Source organism: Humibacillus xanthopallidus (assembly GCF_006716675.1).
In the GTDB taxonomy this organism is placed as follows: domain Bacteria; phylum Actinomycetota; class Actinomycetes; order Actinomycetales; family Dermatophilaceae; genus Humibacillus; species Humibacillus xanthopallidus_B.
Genome location: NZ_VFPM01000003.1, coordinates 295,960 through 318,183 on the forward strand (window position 1 = coordinate 295,960; position 22,224 = coordinate 318,183).

Consider the following 22,224-nt stretch of genomic DNA (forward strand, 5'->3'; position numbering starts at 1 on the left):
CATGCGAGCAACCTTCCTGTATGGCGCGGACGACGTCCGCGTCACCTTCGACCGGACCGTGTCACTGGAGCAGACACCCGACGGCGGTGCGGCCATGGATGACCGCACCGCCCCGAAAGTGATGGTCCGCCCATGAGCGACGTCAAGACCCTCGCCACCAGGTCGGCAGCCGGCACCCGACACGCTGCTGGCACGGGCGCCATCCTCGCGATCATCCTGATCAGCTACTTCATGATCCTGCTGGACAACTCGGTGATCTTCACGGGTCTGCCGAGCATCCGCGTCAGTCTCGACATGTCAGCCACGCAGCTGACCTGGGTCCAGGACGCCTACACGCTGGTCTTCGGCGGCCTGCTCCTCCTCGGGGCGCGCGCCGGGGACATCGTCGGGCGTCGCCGACTCTTCATCGTCGGTCTCGCCATCTTCGGCACCGCCTCTCTGCTCATCGGCCTCGCACCCACGGGGTCATGGATGATCGCCGGCCGAGCGGTGCAGGGGGTGGGCGCTGCGATCGTGGCGCCGAGCTCCCTGGCCCTCATCACCGCCTACTTCCAGGGCCAGGAGCGCAACAGGGCCGTCGCCTGGTACGGCGCGACCGCCGGCATCGGCGCCAGCCTCGGCCTCTTGGTCGGCGGCGCCCTGACGACCTGGATCTCCTGGCGAGCCGCCTTTCTCGTGAACGTCCCGATCGCTGTCGCGATGATCATCGGCGCCAAGGTGGTACTGACCGAGACCCCTCGCCAACGCGGTCGATTCGACGTGCCGGGGGCCGTGTTCGCCACGCTGGGCATGGGCGCTCTCGTCTTCGGGATCATCGAGTCCTCCGAATCCGGCTGGACCTCGCCCGTCGTCATCGCCTCTCTGGGTCTTGGCGTGGTCCTGCTCGTCGCGCTGGTGGCGAACGAGGCCCGCGCGGAGCAGCCCATCATGCCTTTGCGGCTCTTCGCCAGCCGGGAGCGCAGCGGTGCCTACGGCGCTCGCATGCTCTATCTCGGGGCCATGATCGGGTTCTTCTTCTTCAGCACCCAGCTCATGCAGGACGGGCTCGGGTTCACCCCGCTGCAGGCGGGACTCGGCTTCTTGCCCATGTCGCTCGTGAACTTTGCGGTCGCCCTGTCGATCCCCCGGCTCAGCACCCGGGTCTCCAACGCGGTCCTGCTCTGCAGTGGCATCGCGCTCACCCTCGTGGGAATGGCATGGCTGAGCAGGGCCGGAATCGACGGCTCGTACCTCGTCTCCGTGGCGCTGCCGATGGCGCTGATCGGCGCCGGGCAGGGCCTCGCATTCGCGCCGCTGACCAACGCCGGCCTGGCCGGAGTCGCACCGCAGGACGCGGGAGCCGCATCCGGTCTGGTCAACACCGCCCACCAGCTCGGCATGGCTCTCGGCCTCGGCGTGCTCGTCGCCGTCTCCGCCCACGCCGGCGCGGGCCTGCACGGGCCAGCGGCAGTGGCCGCCCAGGTCGAGGTCGCCCTGACGGGCGCCGCCGTGCTGCTCGCCGCCTCCCTGCTGGTCGCGTTGACTGTCGTGCTGCCCAAGCGTCAGCGCGCTGCCTCGCCTGCCCGGACCTCGAGCGGCGCGGCGCGGTACCGGGCATGAGACCCGCTTGGCGCCGACAGATCGGGCGACGCGCCCTGGTGGCCTCCGGCATCGCCGCCGTCGCCGCGTCCACGCTCGCCGCGTGCACCGGCCGACCTGCCACGCACACGGCGAGTGACGCCAGCGCACGAAGCGTCCCCGCAACGGGCGCGACCAGCGACGTCAGTCCCAGCACGCGAGCCGGGCGCACGCTCGTGGCCTACTTCTCGCGAGCCGCGAGAACTACCACTACGGGGGACGGGTCGATCTCGACGTCGGCAACACCGCCGTCGTCGCCCGGATGATCGCCGAGCTGACCGACGTCGACCTCTACGAGATCCGCGCCGCGGAGCCGTACCCCCACGACTACGACGCGACCGTCGCACGCAACCTCACAGAACAACAGACCGACGCGAGGCCACCCATCGCTGACCCGCTGCCCGCGCTCGACGCATACGGCACGATCGTGCTCGCCAGCCCCGTCTGGAACGTCCGGGCGCCGATGATCATGCGGACCTTCGTGGAGTCCGTCGACGTCACCAGCCACACCGTCCTGCCCCTGGTGACCCACGCCGTCAGCGCCATGGGCCGCGTCGCCGAGGAGTACGCGCAGCTGCTCGGCGGAGCGAAGGTCGGCGAGGGCCTTGCCGTCCAAGGGGAGCAGGTACGTGCGGCTCGGCCAGAGGTTGCGGCCTGGTTGGGGCGCGCTGGGCTGCGCCGGTGACCGACCCACATCAGGCGAGCCGAGGGTGTGTGGGGGGGTACTCGCAGTACCCCGAACGGCAGGCACTCCCGGCCCGGCGCGACTCCCTCTAGCGTGGTTGAGGTGAGCACACCAACGATGACATTGAACAACGGCATCGAGATCCCGGCGCTCGGTTACGGCGTCTTCCAGACCCCGCCCGAGCAGACCATCGCCGCCGTCACCACGGCGCTCGAGACCGGGTACCGGCACATCGACACCGCAGCGGCATACGGCAACGAACGCGAGGTCGGGGAGGCGATCCGCCGCGCCTCGGTGGCGCGCGACGAGCTCTTCCTCGAGACGAAGATCTGGATCAGCGACTACGGCTACGACGAGACCCTGCACGCGTTCGACAAGTCCGCCGGCAAGCTCGGCGTCGAGCAGATCGACCTGCTGATCCTGCACCAGGCGCTGCCCGGCGCGTTCGACCGGACCATCGCCGCCTACCGGGCGCTCGAGCAGCTGTATGCCGACGGCAGGGTCCGCGCCATCGGTGTCTCGAACTTCATGCCGGCCCACCTCGACCGGTTCCTTGCCGAGACGTCGGTCGTCCCGACCGTCAACCAGATCGAGGTCCACCCCTACTTCCGGCAGTCCGAGCTGCTCGCCTACGACGAGCAGCGCGGCATCCTCAACCAGGCATGGTCGCCGATCGGCGGGATCACCTTCTACCGCGACGGTTCCCACGGCAGCACCCTGCAGGACCCCGTCATCGGTGACATCGCCGCCGCGCACGACAAGACGCCCGCGCAGGCCATGCTGCGCTGGCACCTGCAGCAGGGACGCCAGGCCATCCCCAAGTCCGTGACGCCGTCACGGATCTCGGAGAACCTCGACATCTTCGACTTCGAGCTCAGCAGCGAGCAGCTCACCGCGATCGACGCCCTCGACACCGGCGTCCGGGGCGGCCCAGAGCCCGAGGACATCACCCTTGAAGCCTTCGGCCGCCCGATCCCCGAAGCCTGACCCAGACAGCCGGTAGTGGTCGGGCGGGGGGGTAGGCGCGCGAGCCAGCGTCTGAGAGCGTGTAAGGGACAACTGGGGGATTCACGACAAGAACCTTGGTCACGGTCGAACTCGTCCTTTCGGTCGCGAGACGCCGTCCCCACCTGGTCGCTACCTTGGGCACGCCGACCCCTCGGGGGGCGTAGGTGTCGGCGACCGAAGGGGAGGAACCACGACCGTGCCCACTCGTAGGGTCCTGGCTGCCACGGCTGCCGCCATCACGCTCCTGGCCACTGGGCCCGGCGTTGCCGCGAACGCCGCGTCCGTGACGTCAGCCGCCCTCAGTGGCCGCGCTGGCGCCTTCGCGACAGCGGCTGCTGCGTTGACGCTGCCGGCAGGTTTCCAGCTCGTGGACTACCCCACGGGGCAGGCGGCATACAACCTGACGAACTTCGCCTGGCTGGATGATGGTGGCTTGCTGACGAGCGGCAAGAACGGCCTGATCACGTTCCTGCCTCCAGGCGGCACGGTGGCACGCGTCGTGGGCCAGGTACCATCCGTGAGGGCACTCGGCGACCACGGCTTCCTGGGCTTTGCGCCGGCCAACGACTACTCGTCCACGGGTCGGGTGTTCGTGTCGTACGACAAGGGCGATCCGGCGGGCACCGGTTTCGGGATGGTGGAGGAGTGGAAGGCGCTCCCCGCTGACAGTCCCACCAGCTTCACCCGGGTCCGCACCCTGATCGATGGCAGTCAGACCTCGCCGCAGCTGGCCCAGGTTCAGCACACCCACGGTATCGACTCTGTCGTGGTGGCCCCGGACGACACGTTGTTCGTCAGCATCGGAGATGACGCCCTCAACAACGGCGACCCCACGACCCTGCGCGCTCAGGACCTGAACCAGCCGTACGGCAAGGTGCTGCATCTCACCCCGGATGGTCAGGGCGTCCCCAGCAACCCGTTCTACTCCTCCGCTGCTCCTTCGTCGTGGCGCAGCATGATCTATGCCTACGGTTTCCGTAACCCGTTCCGCTTCGCCCTCGACCCGCGCTCCGGTGTGCCGCATCTGGGTGACGTCGGCTGGAGCACCACCGAGGAGGTCAACACCCTGGTGCCGGGAGCCAACGCCGGCTGGCCGTGCTATGAAGGGCCTGCCCAGACCACGTTCTCGACCTACAGCGTCTGCCAGGCGCTCTACGCCGCCGGCTCGGCGCGGATGCCGATCTGGTCCTACCGGCACGACGAGTCGGGTGTGCAGGCGGGGGCCGCGGTGGTGGGCGGTGTCCACTACACGGGCACGTCCTATCCGAGTCAGTACCGCAACTCCTTCTTCTTCGGCGACTACGCCCGCCACAACCTGTGGACCCTGGCGACCGACACCGCCGGCGCGATGACGAGGGCGCCGGAGAGCGCCGGCTTCGCGACCGACGCCGGCGGCCCGGTCGCCTTCCACACAGGCCCGAACGGCGACGTGACCTACGCCGACCTCCTCAGCGGCCAGGTCCGGCGCCTCGTCTACCAGGTCGGCAACCGCGCCCCGGTGGCCACGTTCAGCTCAAACACCGATGCGGCCACCAAGACGGTCGCCTTCTCAGCGGCAGACTCCTACGACCTGGATGGTGACGCGCTGACGTACAGCTGGGACTTCGGGGACGGCGCGAGCGCGACCGGGCTGACCGCCGTGCACACGTACGTGACAGCGGACCCCATGACGGTGGCCCTGTCCGTCCGTGACCAGCTGGGGGCCACGACCACCGCTACGACCACGATCTATCCCGACAACGAAACCCCACTGCTCACCCTCACCGCCCCTGCCGCGTCAACCACCTACGCGGTGGGGGACGTCGTCGAGCTGTCCGCGACCGCCACTGACGCTGAAGACGGCCCGGTGACGGTCAGCTGGGACACGAGCCTGCTGCACTGCCCGTTCGCCGGCAGCTGCCACGTGCACCCCGACGGCGACCCGGTGACGGGCCCGACATACAGCAAGCCGTTCACCGACCACGGCGCGGACACGACCATGCTGGTCACCGCCCACGTCGTGGACTCCAAGGGCGCCACGGCGACGACCACCTATGAAGCCGAGCCCACGCTGCGCACCATCGCGGTGGACAGCCCGGTGGCCGTGAACATCAACGGGGTGACTGCTGCCTCAGCCCAGGTGGTTGCTGGCTCCAGCGTGGAGCTCGTCGCCCCGGTGACCTCCACCTACTGGTCCTTCGCCGACTGGAGCGACGGGGGTGCGGCCGCCCACGCCATCACCATGCCCAACGTTGACCTCAGTGTCAGCGCTCGGTACACGACCGCGATCGACGCCAAGTACACCGCGCTGGGGGGGAGCTCCGCCTTCCTGGGGAGTCCGACCACACCCGAGTACGACGTCGCCGGGGGTCGGGCCCGCAACTACACGGGCGGTCGCCTGTACTGGAGCGCTGCCACCGGCGCCCACGAGGCGCACGGCGCAATCCTGACCAGGTACCTCGCCGCCGGGGGACCGACGGTCCTCGGGTTCCCCACCACCGATCAGGTGGCCGTCACCGGCGGCCTGGCGGTCTACTTCACCAAGGCCCGGATCTACTGGTCGTCGACAACCGGAGCGCGCCTGCTCAACGGCGCGATCCTGACCAAGTACCTCGCGGTCGGCGGCCCCGACCGGTACGGGCTACCCACGACCGACGTCACCGCGGTGACCGGTGGGTGGTACGCCCACTTCACCGGCGGACGCAGCATCTACTACTCCGCCACGACCGGAGCGCACCTCGTGAAGGGAGGGATCCGGACCAAATACCTCGCCACTGGGGGACCGACGGTCCGCGGATTCCCCACCACCGATGAGATCGGAGTGACCGCCGGGCTGGCCACGTACTTCACCAAGGCCCGCATCTACTGGTCGTCGACAACCGGAGCGCGCCTCGTCAACGGCGCGATCCTCACCAAGTACCTCGCGGCCGGCGGCCCCGACCGGTACGGGCTACCCACGACCGACGTCACCGCGGTGACCGGTGGGTGGTACGCCCACTTCACCGGCGGACGCAGCATCTTCTACTCCGGCACGACCGGAGCGCACCTCGTCTACGGCGCGATCCGCACGAAGTACGCGTCAATGGGCTACCAGACCTCCTGCCTCGGGTTTCCCACCACCGACGAGTACGCCATCACCGACGGCCGCCGCAACCGCTTCGCCCATGGAAGCATCACGTACCGCTACAGCACCAACACGACCACCTCCAGCTGCTAGCTGCGCTGGTCCGACAGGTTCCTCCAGACGATGACGAAGAGGTGAGTCGCGCAGTCCGTCCTCCTGGCCGAGTGCATGCCGAACCGGACCGGTACAGCCTCGGCCAGGTGGTGGCCGACATGGTGTTCCGTCGGTGACAGTGACGTTGGAATGGGCCGCCCACGGGTCATCGACGGCGCGTTCCGCGGCTGCCGGTCGGTACTGTTGACTGCTCAGTGTGACGTCGCACGCCGGTGCACGCGCCTGGGCGGAGGGCTCCATGGGTAAGTTGATCTACGCAGCCAACACCTCACTCGACGGCTTCCTCGAGGACGAGACGGGGTCGTTCGACTGGTCCGTGCCGGACGAGGACGTGCACGCGTTCTGGAACGAGCACGAGCGGCACATCGGCACGTCGCTCTACGGGCGACGCATGTACGAGACGATGAGTGTCTGGGAGAGCGACGACTGGTTGGTGGACGAGTCCCCGGTGGTCCGCGAGTACGCCGAGATCTGGCGTGACGCCGACAAGGTCGTCTACTCCACCTTGCTCGCCGACGTGTCGACCACCCGCACACGCATCGAGCGGCAGTTCGAGCCCGAGGCTGTGCGACGGCTCAAGGAGACCTCCAGCTCCGACCTCAGCATCGGAGGTGCGGGGATCGCGGCCGAGGCCTTCCGACACGGCCTGGTCGACGAGTGCGTCCTGCTCCTCTGCCCGGTCCTCGTCGGTGGCGGCAAGCCGGCTCTACCTCGAGGCATACGACTCGACCTCGAGCTGCGTGACCAGCGTCGATTCGACAACGGCGTGGTCTACGTGCGCTACGCCGTCCGGCACCCCGCCTGAGAGCGAGCTCCGGATGCGCGGGGCGGCCGTCAGCCCGAGCGACGCCTGTCGTTCGGGCTGGGCGCCGCGACTGGTTCATGGGTGGTCGGGTTCTCCCTCGGAGCCGGGTTGTCCACGCCGTTGACAGGGTGCGCCCAGAACTCACGGATGAGCGTGGCGGTGGCCGCCGCCGCCTCGAGCGGCACGAGGTAGGCGGCGTCAGGCACGATGGCGGTGCGCCCGTGCGGGAGGAGGCGGGCGGCGGCCTCGGCCTGATCGGGCGTGAATCCGGCGTGCTCACTGCCGGTGACGATCAAGGTCGGGGTCGTGATCTGCGTCAGCTGGGGGGTCAGGTCTTCGCGCCCCAGCGAAATCGAGAGCACGGCATTGCGCAGCATCCGGCGCCTGGCGTGGCGGAGGCTGTCGCACACGAGGTCGACGGCTTCGGGGTCGTGGCCTCGCGTGTGGGTCGACAGCAGCACCTTCGTGACGCCGGAAAGCACGGGCGTGATCGGCCCGAGGACCCCGTGAAGGGCCAGGAGCGGGTAGGTCCGCCGACGTTCCGCTGGAGACAAGGACGCGACCGGTGTTCCGAGCGTGACGAGCGTTCGGCACTGCTCCGGGTGGTCGGCCGCGAGCTGGAGGCCGACGTGCCCGCCCCACGCGTTGCCGACCCAGTCCACCGGCTCGGTCACTGACATCGCGTGCAGGACCTGCCGTGCCCCGGTCACGCAGTCGCGCAAGGTGTACCGGCGTCCGGGATCTCCGCTCGCGCCGTGGCCGGGTCCGTCGATGATGACCAGGCAGCGGTCCTGCGCGAGGGCGGGAACAACCCGATCCCAGGAACGCGCATCCATGAACAGGCTCGGCCACAGCACGGCTGGGAGGCCGCTACCGACCACCCGGACTGCAAGGGGCCCGACCACGGTGTCGATCGCGTTTTGATGCGTCATGATCCCTCCTGTTGACAGTGTCAACCATTACTATCCGCAACAGGTTGACACTGTCAATAGATTGGGGTGAGGGATGGCCGATACGGCATCCGAAGCCGAGGACAGGCTGGAATCGAGGCTCCTGCGCGCCGCCTTGAAGGAGCTGGCGGACGCACCGGTGGAGCAACTCAGCATGCGCCACGTCGCGCAGTCGCTCGGGGTCAGCCACCAGGCGCCGTACGTGCATTTCGGTAGCAGGAAACGGTTCCTGGCGGCTGTGGCAGGGACCGGCCTGGCCGAGGCGACGGCACGGGCCCGTGCGGCGGTGGAGGCCGCGGGGGACCGCCCACCGGCCCGTCTGCACGCTCTGGCCGATGCGTATCTGGACTTCATCCGCGAGCACCCGCACGTCCACGACCTCGCACACGGGCCCACCGTCGCCAAGGCCGACCACCCCCTGCTCCAGCGGGCCGCGATCCAGTACTGGGACCTGCTCCACGACACGATCGCGTCCTGTCAACCGCAGGGAACCTCCGAGGCCGAGGTCCTGTGCCGGGCGGCCGTGGCCTGGTCGACGGTGTACGGCATCTCCCGACTCTCTGCCTTCGGCCAGCTCCCAGACTCCGTCCCCGCATCCGCCGGCGAGCTGATCCACGGAGCCATCGACCAGCTCCTCGCCGGCTGGCAGCACGGCATGACCGACCCCTCCCAGAGGTCGTGATTCACCTATGACGCGGCGATGATGGCCTGCTCAAGACGCGGGACGACCGTGAGGACCTTGCCGAGCCCCGCTCGGAGAACGATGTTCTCGGCATCCGTCGAGAGCTCGGCGAGGAAGACGCGGATGCCGCGAGCGGCGAAGTCTGTGGCCTGTCGACGCAGGACCTCGGTGCCCGTGAAGTCGATGTCGTCCATGGCCGCCGCGTCGAGGACGACGGCCTGAACCGGGGCGGTCGCGGCAGCCACGAGGTCGCGCACTCGCTCGTCGAAGTAGGCGGCGTTCTCGAAGAAGAGCCCGGTGCCGAATCGGTAGACGAGGATGCCGTCCATCGGGGTGCCAGGCTGCACCCGGCCGAGGAGGCGCGGCGCGACGTCGCCGTCGGAGACGAGCACCTCGTCGTGCGGCTGGTGCTGGCGCCGGAGCCGGTCGACGAGAGAGACGAGCACGGCGAGCAGGATGCCCTGCTCCACGCCGACGAAGGCGACGACGACGAGGGCCAGCATCGCCGCGCCGAACTCGAACAGTCGGGTGCGCCGGACCGCCTGGAGCTGGCCGACCTTGACGAGACCGACGCCGATCGCGAAGACGACGCCGTCCAGCACGGGGGAGGGCAGGTACTCGAACAACCCCGTGGCGAAGAGCAGGACGATGCCGATGACCAGCGCCATGGTGATGTTGACGAGCTGGCTCCGGCTGCCGGCGCCGTCACCGGCGGAGGTCCGCGGCGGGCTGCCGTTGATGGCAAAGCCACCCGTGAGGGCACTGCCGGTGTTGGCCGCGGCGAGCCCGTAGAGGTCCTGGTTGGTGTTGTCGCGGTAGCCGTTCTTGGTGGCGAAGCTGCGGGCAACGGCCGCACTCTGCGCAAGGATGACGACTGCGATGGCAGCGGCGGTTGCCGTGAGCCGCGTGAGCTCACCGGCGTCGAAGGTCGGGAGGGTCAGGCTGGGCAGTCCCGCCGGCACGTCCCCGACCATCGACACGCCGCGGCCCTCGGCGCCGATGAGGGCTGCGACCACGCTGAAGACCACGACCGCGAGGAGGGCTGCGGGGAGCTTGGGTAGCACCCGTTCCATGAAGAGCATCGACACGACGACCCCGAGCGCGAGCGCGGCAGAGGTCACGTTGATGTGTCCGAGGTTGGTCACGGTGGCGACGAGCTTGTCCCACGTCGTCCCCGAGGCCGTGATGCCGAGCATCCCGGGTAGCTTGCCGATGATGAGCGAGACGCCGACCCCGCTGAGGAACCCGGCCAGCACGGGCTGCGAGATGAGGTCGGCGAGGAACCCGAGGCGCGCGATCGCCATGAGGAGCAGGATCGCGGCGGTGATGAGGCCGAGCACGGCAACGGTGCTCGCGTAGGTGGGACTCCCCGCGGCGACGACGGCGCCGGCGCCGGCCGCGACGAGCGCTGCCGTCGCGGAGTCAGCTCCCACGACGAGCTGTCGCGTCGAGGCGATGAGCGCGAAGAGGATGGCAGGCAGCAATGCACAGTAGAGACCGGTCTGCACCGGCAGACCGGCGATGCTGGCATAGCCCAGTGACTCGGGAATGGCGATCGCAGCGACGGTGACGCCGGCGACCAGGTCGCCACGGAGCCACTGCCTCCGGTATCCCGTCAGGAGCGCCATGGCGTCACCGTGGCACACCCCTCGCCCACGGCGTGGGCGAACTCGCGAAACGACCCGCCACGATGGGAGATCGAAAGTGCGATCGGTGGGCCTGTCTCAGTCGCGGAGGCCTGGGGAGGTTTCGTCGGACATCCGGTTTGCCCGATGCAAAGCCGCAGCCGCGGGGCGAAGCTCGATGACATCGACTGGTCCACCGGGCTCCGGACCGGCGGCCGTGGCAGCCCGGCCGTAGCGCCCGGCCAGCGGTGCCGCGCTGAGCCCGTGGGCCAGCACGCTGACGAGCACGGTGACCGTCACGATGGCCACCGCCTCGTCCGACACCGGCCCCAGGGACTCGAGGGCGAGGAGCGCGAAGACGAGGGAGGCCAGCCCCCTGGGGCCGAACCACCCGACGAACAGCACTGTCCTGCGGTCGAGTCCGCTGCCGAGCAGCGACAGCGCCACGGGCAGCATCCGCACCACGGTGAGGCTCAACGCGGCATACAGGAGCATGAGTGGGTCGACGCGTTCGAGCATGATGGGGACGGCGATGGCGCCGAACGCCAGCCACACGAGGGACGAGACCAGTGCACCCGCCTGCTCGAGGAAGACCAGCTCCTCGGGCCCCCGGCGCCCGGCGCAGGCGCCGAAGGCCAGCCCTCCGCAGAACGCGGCGACGAACCCGTTGCCGTCGAAGGCGAGGGAGGCGGCATACGCCAGCAGACCGAGGGCGAGCACGGCGATGCCCGTGAAGTCCTCGGCTGCCAGGTCGTGCCTCCGGGCCAGGCGCAGGAGCCAGCCACCCGCAGCGCCGACGGCGGCCCCGATCACGACCCCGAGGGCCAGCTGGACGAGGGCGCGGCCGGCGCCCTCGTCGCCCTCGAGACCGGCCGCGGCCGCCGCGCCCGCGATGGCGACCATGACGATGGGCGTGGCGATCCCGTCGTTCAAGCCGCTCTCCACCGTGATGAGCTGACGGATGCGTGACGGCACGACCGGATTGGTGACGACGGGGATCCCGAGCGCTGCGTCGGTCGGCGCGAGGGCGGCTCCCACGAAGAGTGCCAACCAGAGCCCCAGCCCGGGCCAGAACCACGCAGCCAGGGCCCAGCCGAGCAGGACCGTCAGCGGCAGGCCGACGCCGAGCAGGCGCAGGTAACGCCCCACGTCAGGGCGCAGCTCGCGCATCGGCAGACGGGCGGCATCCGAGAAGAGCACCCAGACCAGGGTGATCTCGAGGAGGGGGGTGAGCGCGGCGGGCTCCTCGGGTCCCTCGACCACCCCTACCCACGCGAGCGCGGCACCGACGGCGATGAAGACGATCGGTGCCGTCAGGTCAGCGCGGGCCAGGCGCTTGGAGACCAGTCCCCAGCCGAACAGGGTGGCCGCGACGATGACGAGAGCGCTGGTATTCATGGCCGTTCCTTTGCAGGGGTCGGTGCATCAGGTGAGGGGCGGGATGCCCTTCGAGATGAGGTCCACACCGAGCGCGAGGAAGAGCACGGTCATGACAGCATCGTGGTGAAGGGCGAGCCAGTCCTTGGTCGCGTCGAGCCTGGTGCGGGCGGACTCGCCACCCACGAGGTAGTAGGTGACCGGGCCGGCGATCGTCAGGCTGGCGACGACGAAGACCAGGACGGCGATGACGGCGTTCGTCGTCGGGAGCGCCAGACCGGCAACGGCCGCGCCGGCGCCGGCCGCGAGAAGGAGGTTCTTCGGGTTCACGCCCGCCAGCAGCAGGCCGAGCGCGAACATCGGACCGTGGACCTTGGCTCGGCTCGAGAACAGCATGAGGATCACCGCGATGATCGGGACCGGGCTGATCGCGACGCCGACGGCGAAGGGGAGGACTGCGGCAATACCGTCCACGTGAGGGCTCCTCGTCGGACGGTGCCCTTGCCCGCCCGTCACGTGACGAAACGGCGCCGGGGCACCGGAGACCATCGTCGCGCCACGTCGCGAGTGAGTGGATCACCCCTCCCGGATGACATTTTGGGCGACTGTGACGCGCCCGAGCGGAGGTCATCCGTTTGGGATGACGACCGGGGGCTGAGCCCCTGCCACGCTGATGCTGGATGCCTCATCCTGTGGACCTCGTCCAGCAGGTACCCGTGGCGGGGGGCGAGCGGCATACGACCCCCGCGCGGTGATCGGTTCGTGCCTTCACCGCGCCACCCAGACGTGCCACCACGACTTCTCCGGTCGTGGTCAGGAGGAGAGGCGGCACCATGTCACAGGACTTCAAGGGCAAGATCGAGCTCGACATCAGGGACTCCGTGCCGGACTGGGAGCCCTATCTCGCGCCGAAGGCACCCGCCGGAGCCCCGAACGTGGTGTTCGTCGTGTGGGACGACGTGGGCTACGGGACCATGGACTGCTTCGGCGGTCCCGTGCACACTCCGACGATGAGCCGCATCGCCGACACGGGCGTGCGCTACGCCAACTTCCACACCACGGCGCTGTGCTCGCCGACACGTGCCTCGCTCCTCACGGGGCGCAACGCGACGTCCAACGGCATGGCGACGATCGCGGAGTTCAGCTCGGGCTTCCCCGGCATCTCGACGCGGATCCCCTTCGAGAACGGCTTCATCTCGGAGGTGCTCCTGGAGCACGGCTACAACACGTACTGCGTCGGCAAGTGGCACCTCACGCCCGGTGAGGAGACCGGCATGGCCGCGTGGAAGAAGCGGTGGCCTCTCGGTCGCGGGTTCGAGCGGTTCTACGGCTTCCTCGGTGGTGAGTCGAGCGGGTGGTATCCCGACCTCATCCACGACAACCACCCGACGGAGCCGCCGGCGACGCCGGAGGAGGGCTATCACATCGCAAAAGACCTCTCGGACAAGGCGATCCAGTTCATCCGCGACGCCAAGGTGGTCGAGCCGGACAAGCCGTTCTTCCTCTACTTCAGCCTCGATGCGGCGCACGCGCCGCACCACGTCTTCCAGAAGTGGGCCGACAAGTACACGGGTGTCTTCGACGAGGGGTACGAGGCGATCCGTGACCGGATCCTCGCTCGGCAGAAGGAGCTGGGGCTCCTCCCGGAGGACACCGTGCTCTCCCGCATCAACCCGCGCGGTGAGCCGGCCGCGACCGGCCCGGACGGGCAGCCGTGGCCGATGCTCGACACCGTGCGGCCCTGGGAGTCCCTCAGCGCTGACGAGAAGCGGCTCTTCGCCCGGATGGCGGAGGTGTTCGCCGGTTACGTGGAGTACACGGACGACCAGGTCGGTCGGCTCGTCGACTTCCTCGAGTCGTCCGGCGAGCTCGACAACACGATCATCGTCGTCGTCTCCGACAACGGGGCGAGCGGCGAGGGCGGCCCGAACGGGACGTTCAACGAGTGGCGCTTCTTCAACGGCGTGCCCACCCCGACCGAGCTCACCCTCCAGCACATCGACGAGCTGGGCGGCCCCAAGTCCTACAACCACTACAACACGGGCTGGGCATGGGCGTTCGACACGCCGTTCCCGTACTGGAAGCGCTGGGCGGGCTACGAGGGCGGGATCGCCGACATGTGCATCGTGTCGTGGCCGGCCACGGTGCCCGCCAACGAGATCCCGCGGTCGCAGTACGTGCATGCCGTCGACGTGGTCCCGACGATCTACGACCTCATCGGCATCACGCCACCGCAGACCCTGGGCGGGTTCGAGCAGCGCGCCCTCGAGGGCGAGAGCTTTGCCGCGTCGCTGACGCAGCTCGACGCTCCTGCGAAGCGCACGCAGTTCTACGCGATGCTCGGCCAACGGGCGATCTACGAGGACGGCTGGCTCGCCTGCACGCTCCACCCGCCACTGAGTGGCTGGGGCACGTTCGACCAGGACGTGTGGGAGCTCTACCACATCGAGGTCGACCGGGCGCAGGCGACGAACCTGGCTGCTGACGAGCCGGAGCGCCTGGAGCAGCTCACGGCGCGCTGGTTCGAGCTGGCGGAGCAGTACAACGGCCTGCCGCTCGATGACCGCACCGCTCTCGAGCAGACGCTTGCAGAGCGCCCCAGTGGCTCCCCGCCGCGGGAGCGCTACGTCTACTACCCCGACTGTGCACCCGTGCCCGAGCAGTCCGCCGTTCTCATCAGCGGCCGGTCCTACACGATCGCAGCGGGCATCCACGCTGCCTCCGAGTCCACCGAGGGAGTGATCTTCGCCCACGGCGGTCTGGCAGGCGGGCACAGCCTCTTCGTCCAGGACCACCGGCTCACGTATGCGTTCAACTGGGTGGGCACGCACGTCCAGACCGTGACCGCTGACCGGGTCCTGGAGCCGGGCGCGCACGTCGTGACCGCGGAGTTCGTCGCCGAGGGGCGAAGCGAGGACCCGATGATGGCCGGTGCGCGGGGGACACTGACGCTCTACGTCGACGCCGACGTCGTGGGCAGTGCGCCGATCGTGACCCAGCCGGGCCTCTTCTGCGCCGTGGGCGACGGGCTCTGTGTAGGCCGTGATGACGCCTCCGCCGTGTCGCCGAGCTACACGGCGCCCTTCCGCTTCACGGGTGGGAGCATCGACAAGGTCGTCGTCGACGTGTCCGGAGAGAGGTACGTCGACCAGGAGGCGGAGGTGCGGGGATGGTTCCTGCTCGACTGACGCGGTTGTCCGTGGGTGACCGTGGACCCGGGTCGTGACGGAGGAAGGGCTGCGGCGCCGCCGCTGACGGCGTCGCGGTCCTTCCACGTCATGTCCAAACCCACCGGGGCGATCTGCAACCTCGACTGCGAGTACTGCTTCTTCCTCTCCAAGGACGAGCTCTACCCGGGCAGCGGCTTCCGGATGGACGCGGACGTCCACGAGGCCTACATCAGCCAGCTCCTCGCCGCCCAGCGTGGTGCCGAGGAGGTGGTCGTGGCCTTCCAGGGCGGCGAGCCGACGCTCATGGGCATCGACTTCTTCCGCCGCACCCTCGAGCTGGAGCAGCGATTCGCCGCGCCGGGCCAGCGGATCCTCAACACCCTGCAGACCAACGCCACCTTGCTGAACGACGAGTGGTGCACCTTCTTGCGCGACAACGACTTCCTCGTCGGGGTCTCGATCGACGGGCCGCGCGAGATGCACGACGCCTATCGCGTCGACAAGGGCGGCAAGCCCACCTTCGACCGGGTCATCCGCGGCCTCGAGGCGCTGAAGCGCAACGGCGTCGAGTGGAACGCCCTGACGACGGTGAACGCCGCCAACGGCGACCACGGCCGCGAGGTCTACACGTTCCTGCGCGACGAGCTCGGGGCCACGTTCGTGCAGCTCATCCCCATCGTGGAACGCGTGACCCCTGAGCTGCTGCCCCTGGCCGAGTCCGGGTGGGGGGCGCGGTCGGGTGACCGGCCGCTCTACCTCCAGGAGGGCGACCTCGTCACCCATCGCACCGTGGGTGCCGAGCAGTACGGACGGTTCCTCGTCGACGTCTTCGAGGAGTGGGCCCGCCACGACGTCGGCGACGTCTTCGTCTCGATGTTCGACACGGCCCTCGCGCACTGGATGGGCATGGACCAGGTGGGCCTGTGCGTCCACGCCCGCACCTGCGGGGACGCCGTCGCCCTCGAGCACAACGGCGACCTCTACTCGTGCGACCACTACGTCGAGCCGAACTACCTGCTCGGCAACATCACGCAGGGACGGACGATGCTCGAGCTGGTCGACTCACCCCGGCAGCGGGCCTTCGGACAGGCCAAACTCGACACCCTGCCGGAGTACTGCAGGTCGTGCGACGTCCGCTTCGCGTGCAACGGCGGCTGCCCCAAGGACCGCTTCATCACGACACCCGAAGGCGAGCCGGGTCTGCACTACCTCTGCGAGGGCTACCAGCTCTTCTTCCGCCACGTCGACGCGCCGATGCGGGTCATGGCAGCCCTGCTGAGGCGAGGCAGAGACGCCACCGCCCTGCGGGACTGGTATGCCGCTGCGGACGCCAAGCGGGGCCCCGACGACCCGTGCACGTGCGGGGTCGGACGGCCGTGGGCAGACTGCCACGGCGCGACGAGGCGATGAGGAGGTGACGTGCCGACGGGTGCCAGTTCGATCGGGGCGCGGATGCTCGCGTGGGCCGACACCGTGCAGCAACGCCACGGCATGCTCGGCTTCCCGTATGCGGTGGTGAAGAAGTACGGCGACGACGCCGGAGGGCGGCAGGCAGCCCTCATCACGTACTACGGGTTCCTCAGCATCTTCCCGCTCCTCCTCGTCGCCGTGGCGGTGCTCAGCTGGGCGCTCGCCAACCACCCCGCCCTGCGCACGGAGATGGTCGAGGCGCTGGTTCCACCTGCGCTGCAGGACACCGTCAACGCCGCCCTGGTCGCGATGCCGACGTCCGGGCTCCCTCTTGCCGTCGGCATCATCGGCCTGCTGTTCTCCGCCACGGGAGTGGTCCGCTCCGCCTACGAGACCCTCAACCACGTGGCCGCGGTGCCGCTGCGGTCCCGCTTCGGCTTCGTCGCACGCTACGCCCGGATCGTCTTGATGCTCATCGTCGTGCTGACGGGCGGTCTGCTCGTGGCCGCGCTCACCGTTGCCGCCGGGGCCCTTCCGGACATCGGTCAGCTGCAGCGCCTTGCGGCGGGGGCGTCGTCTGCGCTCGTGGTGTTCGGCGTCCTCCTCGCCGCGGGGAGAGTTCTCGTGGCCAGGCCGGTGTCGTGGCGCAGCAGCTGGCTGGCCGCCGTCACCGGTGCGGTGACCGTCGCCCTCGTGCTCTCCGTCGGGGCTCGGCTGCTGGCTCTCCTCGTGACCAAGTCGGGCCCCGTCTACGGCAGCTTCGCCACCGTCGCCGGAATCTTCGCGCTGCTCTACGTCGTCAGCCAGACGCTGCTGTATGCCGCCGAGACCGCCGTCGTGCGAAGCAGCCGTCTGTGGCCCCGGGCCCTCGACACCTCTCGGCCGACGCCGGCGGACATCCGTGCCCTCACGCGTCTCGCGACCGAGCAGGAGCGGCTGGTGGACGAGCGGATCACCGTGCAGCTCAAGGGCCCCGGGGAGTGACGGTCAGAGGTAGCCGCGATGTTCGAGCCACCGTGAGGCGAAGAATCCCTCGACCGCGGGAAGGTAGAACGTCCCCACGCGCCAGACCACGGTGGCCGCCATCGCCGCCTCGCTCGGCACTCCCAGCGGCACGAGAAGACCGACCATGAGCGCCTCCGACACGCCGATGCCACCGGGCACCGGGACGATTCCCTGGAAGAGGCTGGTCGCCACGACCACGACGGTGCAGGGGAGCAGGTCGAGCGGTGACCCCACGGCATACAGCGCGGCTGACAGCATCAGGCCCCAGGCAAGCTGGATGATCAGCTGGACCCCGAAGAGGCCGAGGGCTCGCGATGGTGCCTTCATGAGGTCGGTCAGGGCTCTCCACGCGGAGGTCACGACCGGCACCACGCGCTCGTGCAGGCGTTTCACCTTCCAGACCGCCAACAGGGCAGCGCCCACGAGGAGGATGACGACCGCGAGCACCAGCCACAGGTCGATGTCGCTGGACGAGGTCGCGGCGATGTCGAACGAGACCGACCCGGTTGCGAAGGCCAGGAGCACGACGATCACCTGCACGATGAAGCCCGACAGTCCGTCGATGGCCCCCTGCGTCACTGCGACTGCCGGTGTCACCCCGTACTTGAAGAGGAATGCCGCGTTCATCGTGACGCGCCCGGCTACCCCGGGAATCGCGAACGAGATGAACGCGATGGCGCTCTGCAGGATCGTCGCCGGCCTCAGCGGCAGCGACCGACCGACCGCGAACATCATCGAGGCGGCCTGGGGGACGAAGACCAGCTGGCCCAGCAGGACTGTCGCCACGACGATCCACCAGATCGCATCCTGAAGCTCGGCCCACAGCTGTTCGTAGTCCACCCCCGCCAGGACGGGGATGAAGGCACTGACGAAGAGCAGGAGCACGACCAGGGTCAGCACATCTCGGGGCCCGACCCGCCGAAGCTTGACCGGCTCGGGCACCTGCACCTCCGTGCGCTCCACGACGCCGGCACGCAGGGCCTTCAGCTCTCGTGCGACCGCGCGGGAGTGTCGTCGCTCCCACGTCGGCAGCGCCGGGGCCTGGAGGTAGGCGACTGCGGCGCCGAGTCGTTCGCTGCCGAGGGCCTCGTGGGCGGTGGAGACGGCGCGATCGACGCCCACCAGCTGGGCCAGACCGAAGAGGAGCCGGGCGACGTCCAGCTGGGCGTCGCGCTCACGCCGGTGGAGGGAGCCGATGGAGAAGTTCGTGATGATCGGTGCACCCTCGTCGAGGCGCACCGCTGCCGGGTCCAGCGACCCATGGGTGATACCCGCATCGTGCAGCCTGGCGACGTCGCGCCACAGGTGCACCAGCTCTGCGTCCGACACGCTCTCCGGGTCGAGGGTGTCCAACCGGATCCCGTCACGGGAGAGCGCCAGGACCGCCACCTCGCCGGAGGTGCTGGCCGCAGCCAGCACCTCCGGCACCCGAACACCCGCCCGTCGTGCGAGCACCGTGACGAGCGCCTCGTGCTCCGCGGCCTGCAACCGGGAGAGGCTCAGGCTGACCCCTTCGCCCCGGTAGACGATCGGCCGCCAGACCTTCGCCGCGAGCTGGGAGTCGGTCGCGTCGCGACCGAAGGCCTTGATCTCGACCAGTCCACCGTCGGCTGCCACCCCGATCATCCGGCGCACTCCCCACGACTGGTCGGGGTCGACCCGGATGTCCGTCAGGGGGAGGCCGAGATCCGTCAGCGCCTCGTCGACCGACGCGACGGCCGGGTAGCCGCGCGGCGACCCGAAGACGAGCAGGACGCCACCCGCACAGACCATCCCGATCCCCAGACCGGCAATCGCGCCGCTGACACTGCCGAACCCGAGCGCGGGCGCGGCCACTCCCGCCATGACGACGAGGGCCCAGCCGAACTGGCGGATGGGCCTGGCCAGGTGGGGGGAGGCGGCCAGGAGCACCGCCGTCACCATAGCCACGTGAAGGACGGGAAACTGCGGCGGCACTCCTCCGGGGACGTACTCCGGAAGCGGCGCCGGCCACGGTTGGTCGAAGACCGCCACGCACCCCCAGGTCACCAGCACCACCAGCGCCCCTGCCGCGAGGACGTCGCGGACAGCCGACCTTCGATGCGCCAGGGCCAGCACGACGACGACGCCGAGCGCATAGACGAGCGCCAGGGTGTTGACGAGCTGGAGCAGCGACAGGGCCCAGGTCGGGAGTGGGGCGGTCGTGGGCGGCGGGGCCGCGGTGGTCGAGTCGCTGGTCTGGTCGAGGCTGGCGATGCTCCAGCCGAGCAGCGCCATGCCGATGATGACCGTCGTGAGGTCGCTGGCCCGTCGGACCCGAGGTTGGTCGTCCATGGCGACGAGGTAACGGGGCCGATGGATCGTCGACCGCCCGGGTCCGCCCCTGGCAGCCGCATCCGTCACCATGACCACCTCCACCTCCACGTCCATCGCGACAACGCGGCCACGATAAGGGCAACCGTCTCGTAGGCGTGGGATGCCCAGCGACCTCCTCAGCCACGGGTCGAGCGCGGGGGCGAGCTCATCGCTGGCCACCCCCGCTCGACGTCCGGATCAGCAGCGGTCGCGGCGGTCTTACCTGCGGTCGCGGCGGTCTTCCCTGCGGTCTTCACGCCGGTCGTGGCGGCGGTTCACGCCATGGGCGACGACCACGGCCCCGCCGACGGCTGCGACGGTCCTTCTCCTGCGTCGGGCTGCGAGTGGCATGTCATGCTCCTTCTTCTGCGTCGAGTTCTTCTGCGTCGGATTCCATGGCGGCGATGACCGCCTGGATGGGGATGCGTCCGCTGGCGACCAGCTGGCCGCCAGCATGGCGTGCGGCTGCACCGAACGGAGCGGCCCACAGGTTCTCCCACACGAGCACGGCAGCCGCGCTGCCGGGCTCGATGGTCTCGACGAGATCAGCCACATCCTGCTCGCTCAACAGCATGGCCAGCTCGGTCTCGTAGCTGCGCAGCTCGCCGATCTCGCTGTCCTCCATGTCGGCAGCCTCGAATGCCTCGAAATCGCCGTTCTCGTCCTTCTTGAGGAAGAGCAGATCGAGCACGCGAATGAGTCCGCGATCCACGTAGTCCTTGAGAACCGGTGCGATCTCACCGTTGAGCTTTGCGCCGGGAAACTCCAGCACGATCCAGTCGACCGGGCCGAGCTCGTCAATGTTGACCGTCATGTCATTCGCTCCTTCTCCATTCGTGATGTTCGCTACTCCGGGATGCTTCGTGCCAGGCCCGGGAACCCCCAGTCCTGCACGAGCACTGGTCATCACGCTAGGGACGAGCCGTCGGCTGCGCCTCATCCGACGGGGATGAACAATCGGTCATCACCTCCCTGCAACACGGGAGAGGTCCACCTCGGACCGCGCAGGACACGAGGGGCCGGGCTGCCACATGAGCTGCTACTCGATGGGTCCCGACCCCTTGACGAGCCAGCGGAGCTCACTGCGGTTGCGCAGGCCCAGCTTGGCGAGGGCGGACGCCATGTGCGACTTCACCGTGGGGGTTCCGATGCCGAGGGCCTTCGCGATGCCGGCGTTGCCGGGATCGCCCGTGGGGCTCACGACCAGCTCCACGACGGCTCGCTCCCTGGGTGAGAGTCCGTCGAGCGGGTTCGGCGGTGGAGCGGTCGCCACCTCGGGCGTGGCGTGAGCCCCGAGACGCGTGACGAGTGCAGCCTGCACCTCGAAGCAGCGGCGACCCAGCGCCGTCAGCCGCTCCGAGGTGGATCCGTCCACGCCGCTGCGCTCCAGCACGCTGCGCAGCCCCTCGATCTCCGAGGCCATCTCCGTCAGGGCCGATGCCACGTGGTTCACCGCCATCAGCGTGCCTGCCCGCCCCGTGTCGAGCAGCTCGGGGTAGACGAGACCGAGGTCCAGCCGGCGGCTCGGTGACGCGGCGAGAACGCGATCGACGACGTGTCCGGCCAGCCAGGCCATCGCCGTCACCACCTCGTCGCTGAACGAGTCCGGCGAGTCCGACAGTGCCCCCATGAGACCGATGACCCCGTGCTCGTCGACCATCGGCACGACGACGGCGTCGGCAGACAGCTCTCCGTCGCCGAAGCGCACTCCATGGTTGAGCAGGGCGCCATCGTCGTCGCGGTAGCGGTAGGGCTTGCGTGACGCCACGACCCAGGCGACGACGCCCCGTGGCCCGTAGGTCACGGTCCCCGTCTCGAGGAACCGTCCGTTGCTGAACATGTAGGGGTAGGAGATCTGACGGTCGCGTTCCTGGACGAGAGCGATGTAGAAGTCGTCGAGTCTCGAGATGGCGGCGACCGCCGCCCGGCAAGCGTCGTACACGCCGAAGGCATCGCCCCGCTCGGCCTCGCGGATCATCTGGTCGGCATGGCGCAACGCACGAACCACCGGGTCGCTCAACGGCATTCGTGCTCCTTCCGCACATCACTCCGCCCGAGGCTGATGCCTGGGTCATCCTGAGGATGATCCTTCATCACGCGGTGCGGCGACACAATGACGTTCCGGTTCCCGACGTTCTTGGAGGGGGCGTTGGGAACCGGACACGCTGCCGCCGCCGAGGCGCTCGTCGCACAGAACCGCAGCACCGTCACCACCGAGGCGCTGCGCATGGTCTTCGAGGTTTCTTCGGCTACTTCGGCGTGCTCCTGCCGATCTGGATGGCCATCGTCGGCTGGCGGCTCCACCGGCTCGGGCGACAGCCCGACGCGTCCGGGCATCC

Annotated in this window: 18 protein-coding genes; 10 read left to right on the forward strand and 8 right to left on the reverse strand. The window is 69.3% G+C overall.

Annotated features, from left to right (window positions below):
• Position 1: 1 nt before the first annotated feature.
• From FBY41_RS24020 to FBY41_RS16510, 6 genes are all read left to right on the forward strand, one after another.
• Positions 2-136 (forward strand): hypothetical protein, encoded by a 135-nt coding sequence (locus FBY41_RS24020; protein WP_260439848.1) that lies wholly within the window; start codon positions 2-4, stop codon positions 134-136.
• The gene (locus tag FBY41_RS16490; protein WP_141845374.1) at positions 133-1,599 is read left to right on the forward strand and encodes an MFS transporter; all 1,467 of its coding nucleotides are present in this window, start codon (positions 133-135) and stop codon (positions 1,597-1,599) included. The genes FBY41_RS24020 and FBY41_RS16490 overlap by 4 nt, the downstream gene beginning before the upstream one ends.
• Positions 1,600-1,879: 280 nt before the next feature.
• On the forward strand, positions 1,880-2,302 hold the full coding sequence (locus FBY41_RS24025) for a flavodoxin (protein ID WP_260439849.1): 423 nt from the start codon (positions 1,880-1,882) through the stop codon (positions 2,300-2,302).
• Between the two features lie 117 nt (positions 2,303-2,419).
• The gene (locus FBY41_RS16500; RefSeq protein ID WP_221629354.1) at positions 2,420-3,289 is read left to right on the forward strand and encodes an aldo/keto reductase; all 870 of its coding nucleotides are present in this window, start codon (positions 2,420-2,422) and stop codon (positions 3,287-3,289) included.
• 217 nt (positions 3,290-3,506) lie between these two features.
• Complete coding sequence (locus tag FBY41_RS16505) at positions 3,507-6,506, forward strand: PQQ-dependent sugar dehydrogenase (protein WP_141845376.1); 3,000 nt, start codon at positions 3,507-3,509, stop codon at positions 6,504-6,506.
• A gap of 259 nt (positions 6,507-6,765) precedes the next feature.
• The gene (locus tag FBY41_RS16510; protein ID WP_141845377.1) at positions 6,766-7,332 is read left to right on the forward strand and encodes a dihydrofolate reductase family protein; all 567 of its coding nucleotides are present in this window, start codon (positions 6,766-6,768) and stop codon (positions 7,330-7,332) included.
• 29 nt (positions 7,333-7,361) lie between these two features.
• Here the strand turns inward: FBY41_RS16510 and FBY41_RS16515 are convergent, their stop codons facing one another.
• On the reverse strand, positions 7,362-8,264 hold the full coding sequence (locus tag FBY41_RS16515) for an alpha/beta fold hydrolase (protein ID WP_141845378.1): 903 nt from the start codon (positions 8,262-8,264) through the stop codon (positions 7,362-7,364).
• Positions 8,265-8,337: 73 nt separating this feature from the next.
• On the opposite strand from FBY41_RS16515, the gene FBY41_RS16520 reads away from it, so the two are divergent.
• Positions 8,338-8,964, forward strand: a complete 627-nt coding sequence (locus FBY41_RS16520; RefSeq protein ID WP_141845379.1) for a TetR/AcrR family transcriptional regulator — start codon at positions 8,338-8,340, stop codon at positions 8,962-8,964.
• A gap of 5 nt (positions 8,965-8,969) precedes the next feature.
• Here FBY41_RS16520 and FBY41_RS16525 read toward each other — a convergent pair whose 3' ends face one another.
• From FBY41_RS16525 to FBY41_RS16535, 3 genes are all read right to left on the reverse strand, one after another.
• Positions 8,970-10,592 (reverse strand): SulP family inorganic anion transporter, encoded by a 1,623-nt coding sequence (locus tag FBY41_RS16525; protein WP_141845380.1) that lies wholly within the window; start codon positions 10,590-10,592, stop codon positions 8,970-8,972.
• A 96-nt stretch (positions 10,593-10,688) separates the two neighbouring features.
• Positions 10,689-11,987: a cation:proton antiporter gene (locus tag FBY41_RS16530; RefSeq protein ID WP_141845381.1), complete on the reverse strand. Its 1,299-nt coding sequence runs from the start codon at positions 11,985-11,987 to the stop codon at positions 10,689-10,691.
• Positions 11,988-12,014: 27 nt separating this feature from the next.
• A complete protein-coding gene (locus FBY41_RS16535; RefSeq protein WP_260439850.1) occupies positions 12,015-12,440 on the reverse strand; it encodes a GAP family protein in 426 nt (141 codons plus the stop codon).
• Between the two features lie 359 nt (positions 12,441-12,799).
• Between FBY41_RS16535 and FBY41_RS16540 the strand changes: the two genes are divergently transcribed.
• The 3 genes from FBY41_RS16540 to FBY41_RS16550 all read left to right on the forward strand — a co-directional run bounded on the left by FBY41_RS16540 (position 12,800) and on the right by FBY41_RS16550 (position 17,530).
• Complete coding sequence (locus FBY41_RS16540) at positions 12,800-15,154, forward strand: arylsulfatase (RefSeq protein ID WP_141845383.1); 2,355 nt, start codon at positions 12,800-12,802, stop codon at positions 15,152-15,154.
• Positions 15,155-15,244: 90 nt separating this feature from the next.
• The gene (locus FBY41_RS16545) at positions 15,245-16,546 is read left to right on the forward strand and encodes an anaerobic sulfatase maturase (RefSeq protein ID WP_141845384.1); all 1,302 of its coding nucleotides are present in this window, start codon (positions 15,245-15,247) and stop codon (positions 16,544-16,546) included.
• A gap of 9 nt (positions 16,547-16,555) precedes the next feature.
• Positions 16,556-17,530, forward strand: coding sequence for a YihY/virulence factor BrkB family protein (locus FBY41_RS16550; RefSeq protein ID WP_221629325.1), 975 nt, complete (start codon positions 16,556-16,558; stop codon positions 17,528-17,530).
• Positions 17,531-17,533: 3 nt separating this feature from the next.
• Here the strand turns inward: FBY41_RS16550 and FBY41_RS16555 are convergent, their stop codons facing one another.
• From FBY41_RS16555 to FBY41_RS16570, 4 genes are all read right to left on the reverse strand, one after another.
• On the reverse strand, positions 17,534-19,864 hold the full coding sequence (locus tag FBY41_RS16555) for a lysylphosphatidylglycerol synthase domain-containing protein (RefSeq protein ID WP_185749130.1): 2,331 nt from the start codon (positions 19,862-19,864) through the stop codon (positions 17,534-17,536).
• A 373-nt stretch (positions 19,865-20,237) separates the two neighbouring features.
• Positions 20,238-20,699: a DUF6325 family protein gene (locus tag FBY41_RS16560; protein ID WP_141845386.1), complete on the reverse strand. Its 462-nt coding sequence runs from the start codon at positions 20,697-20,699 to the stop codon at positions 20,238-20,240.
• 225 nt (positions 20,700-20,924) lie between these two features.
• The gene (locus FBY41_RS16565; RefSeq protein WP_141845387.1) at positions 20,925-21,911 is read right to left on the reverse strand and encodes a LuxR C-terminal-related transcriptional regulator; all 987 of its coding nucleotides are present in this window, start codon (positions 21,909-21,911) and stop codon (positions 20,925-20,927) included.
• Positions 21,902-22,222 carry a hypothetical protein gene (locus FBY41_RS16570; RefSeq protein WP_141845388.1) on the reverse strand — a complete coding sequence of 107 codons (321 nt, stop codon included), beginning with the start codon at positions 22,220-22,222 and terminating at the stop codon, positions 21,902-21,904. The genes FBY41_RS16565 and FBY41_RS16570 overlap by 10 nt, the downstream gene beginning before the upstream one ends.
• Between the last annotated feature and the right edge of the window lie 2 nt (positions 22,223-22,224).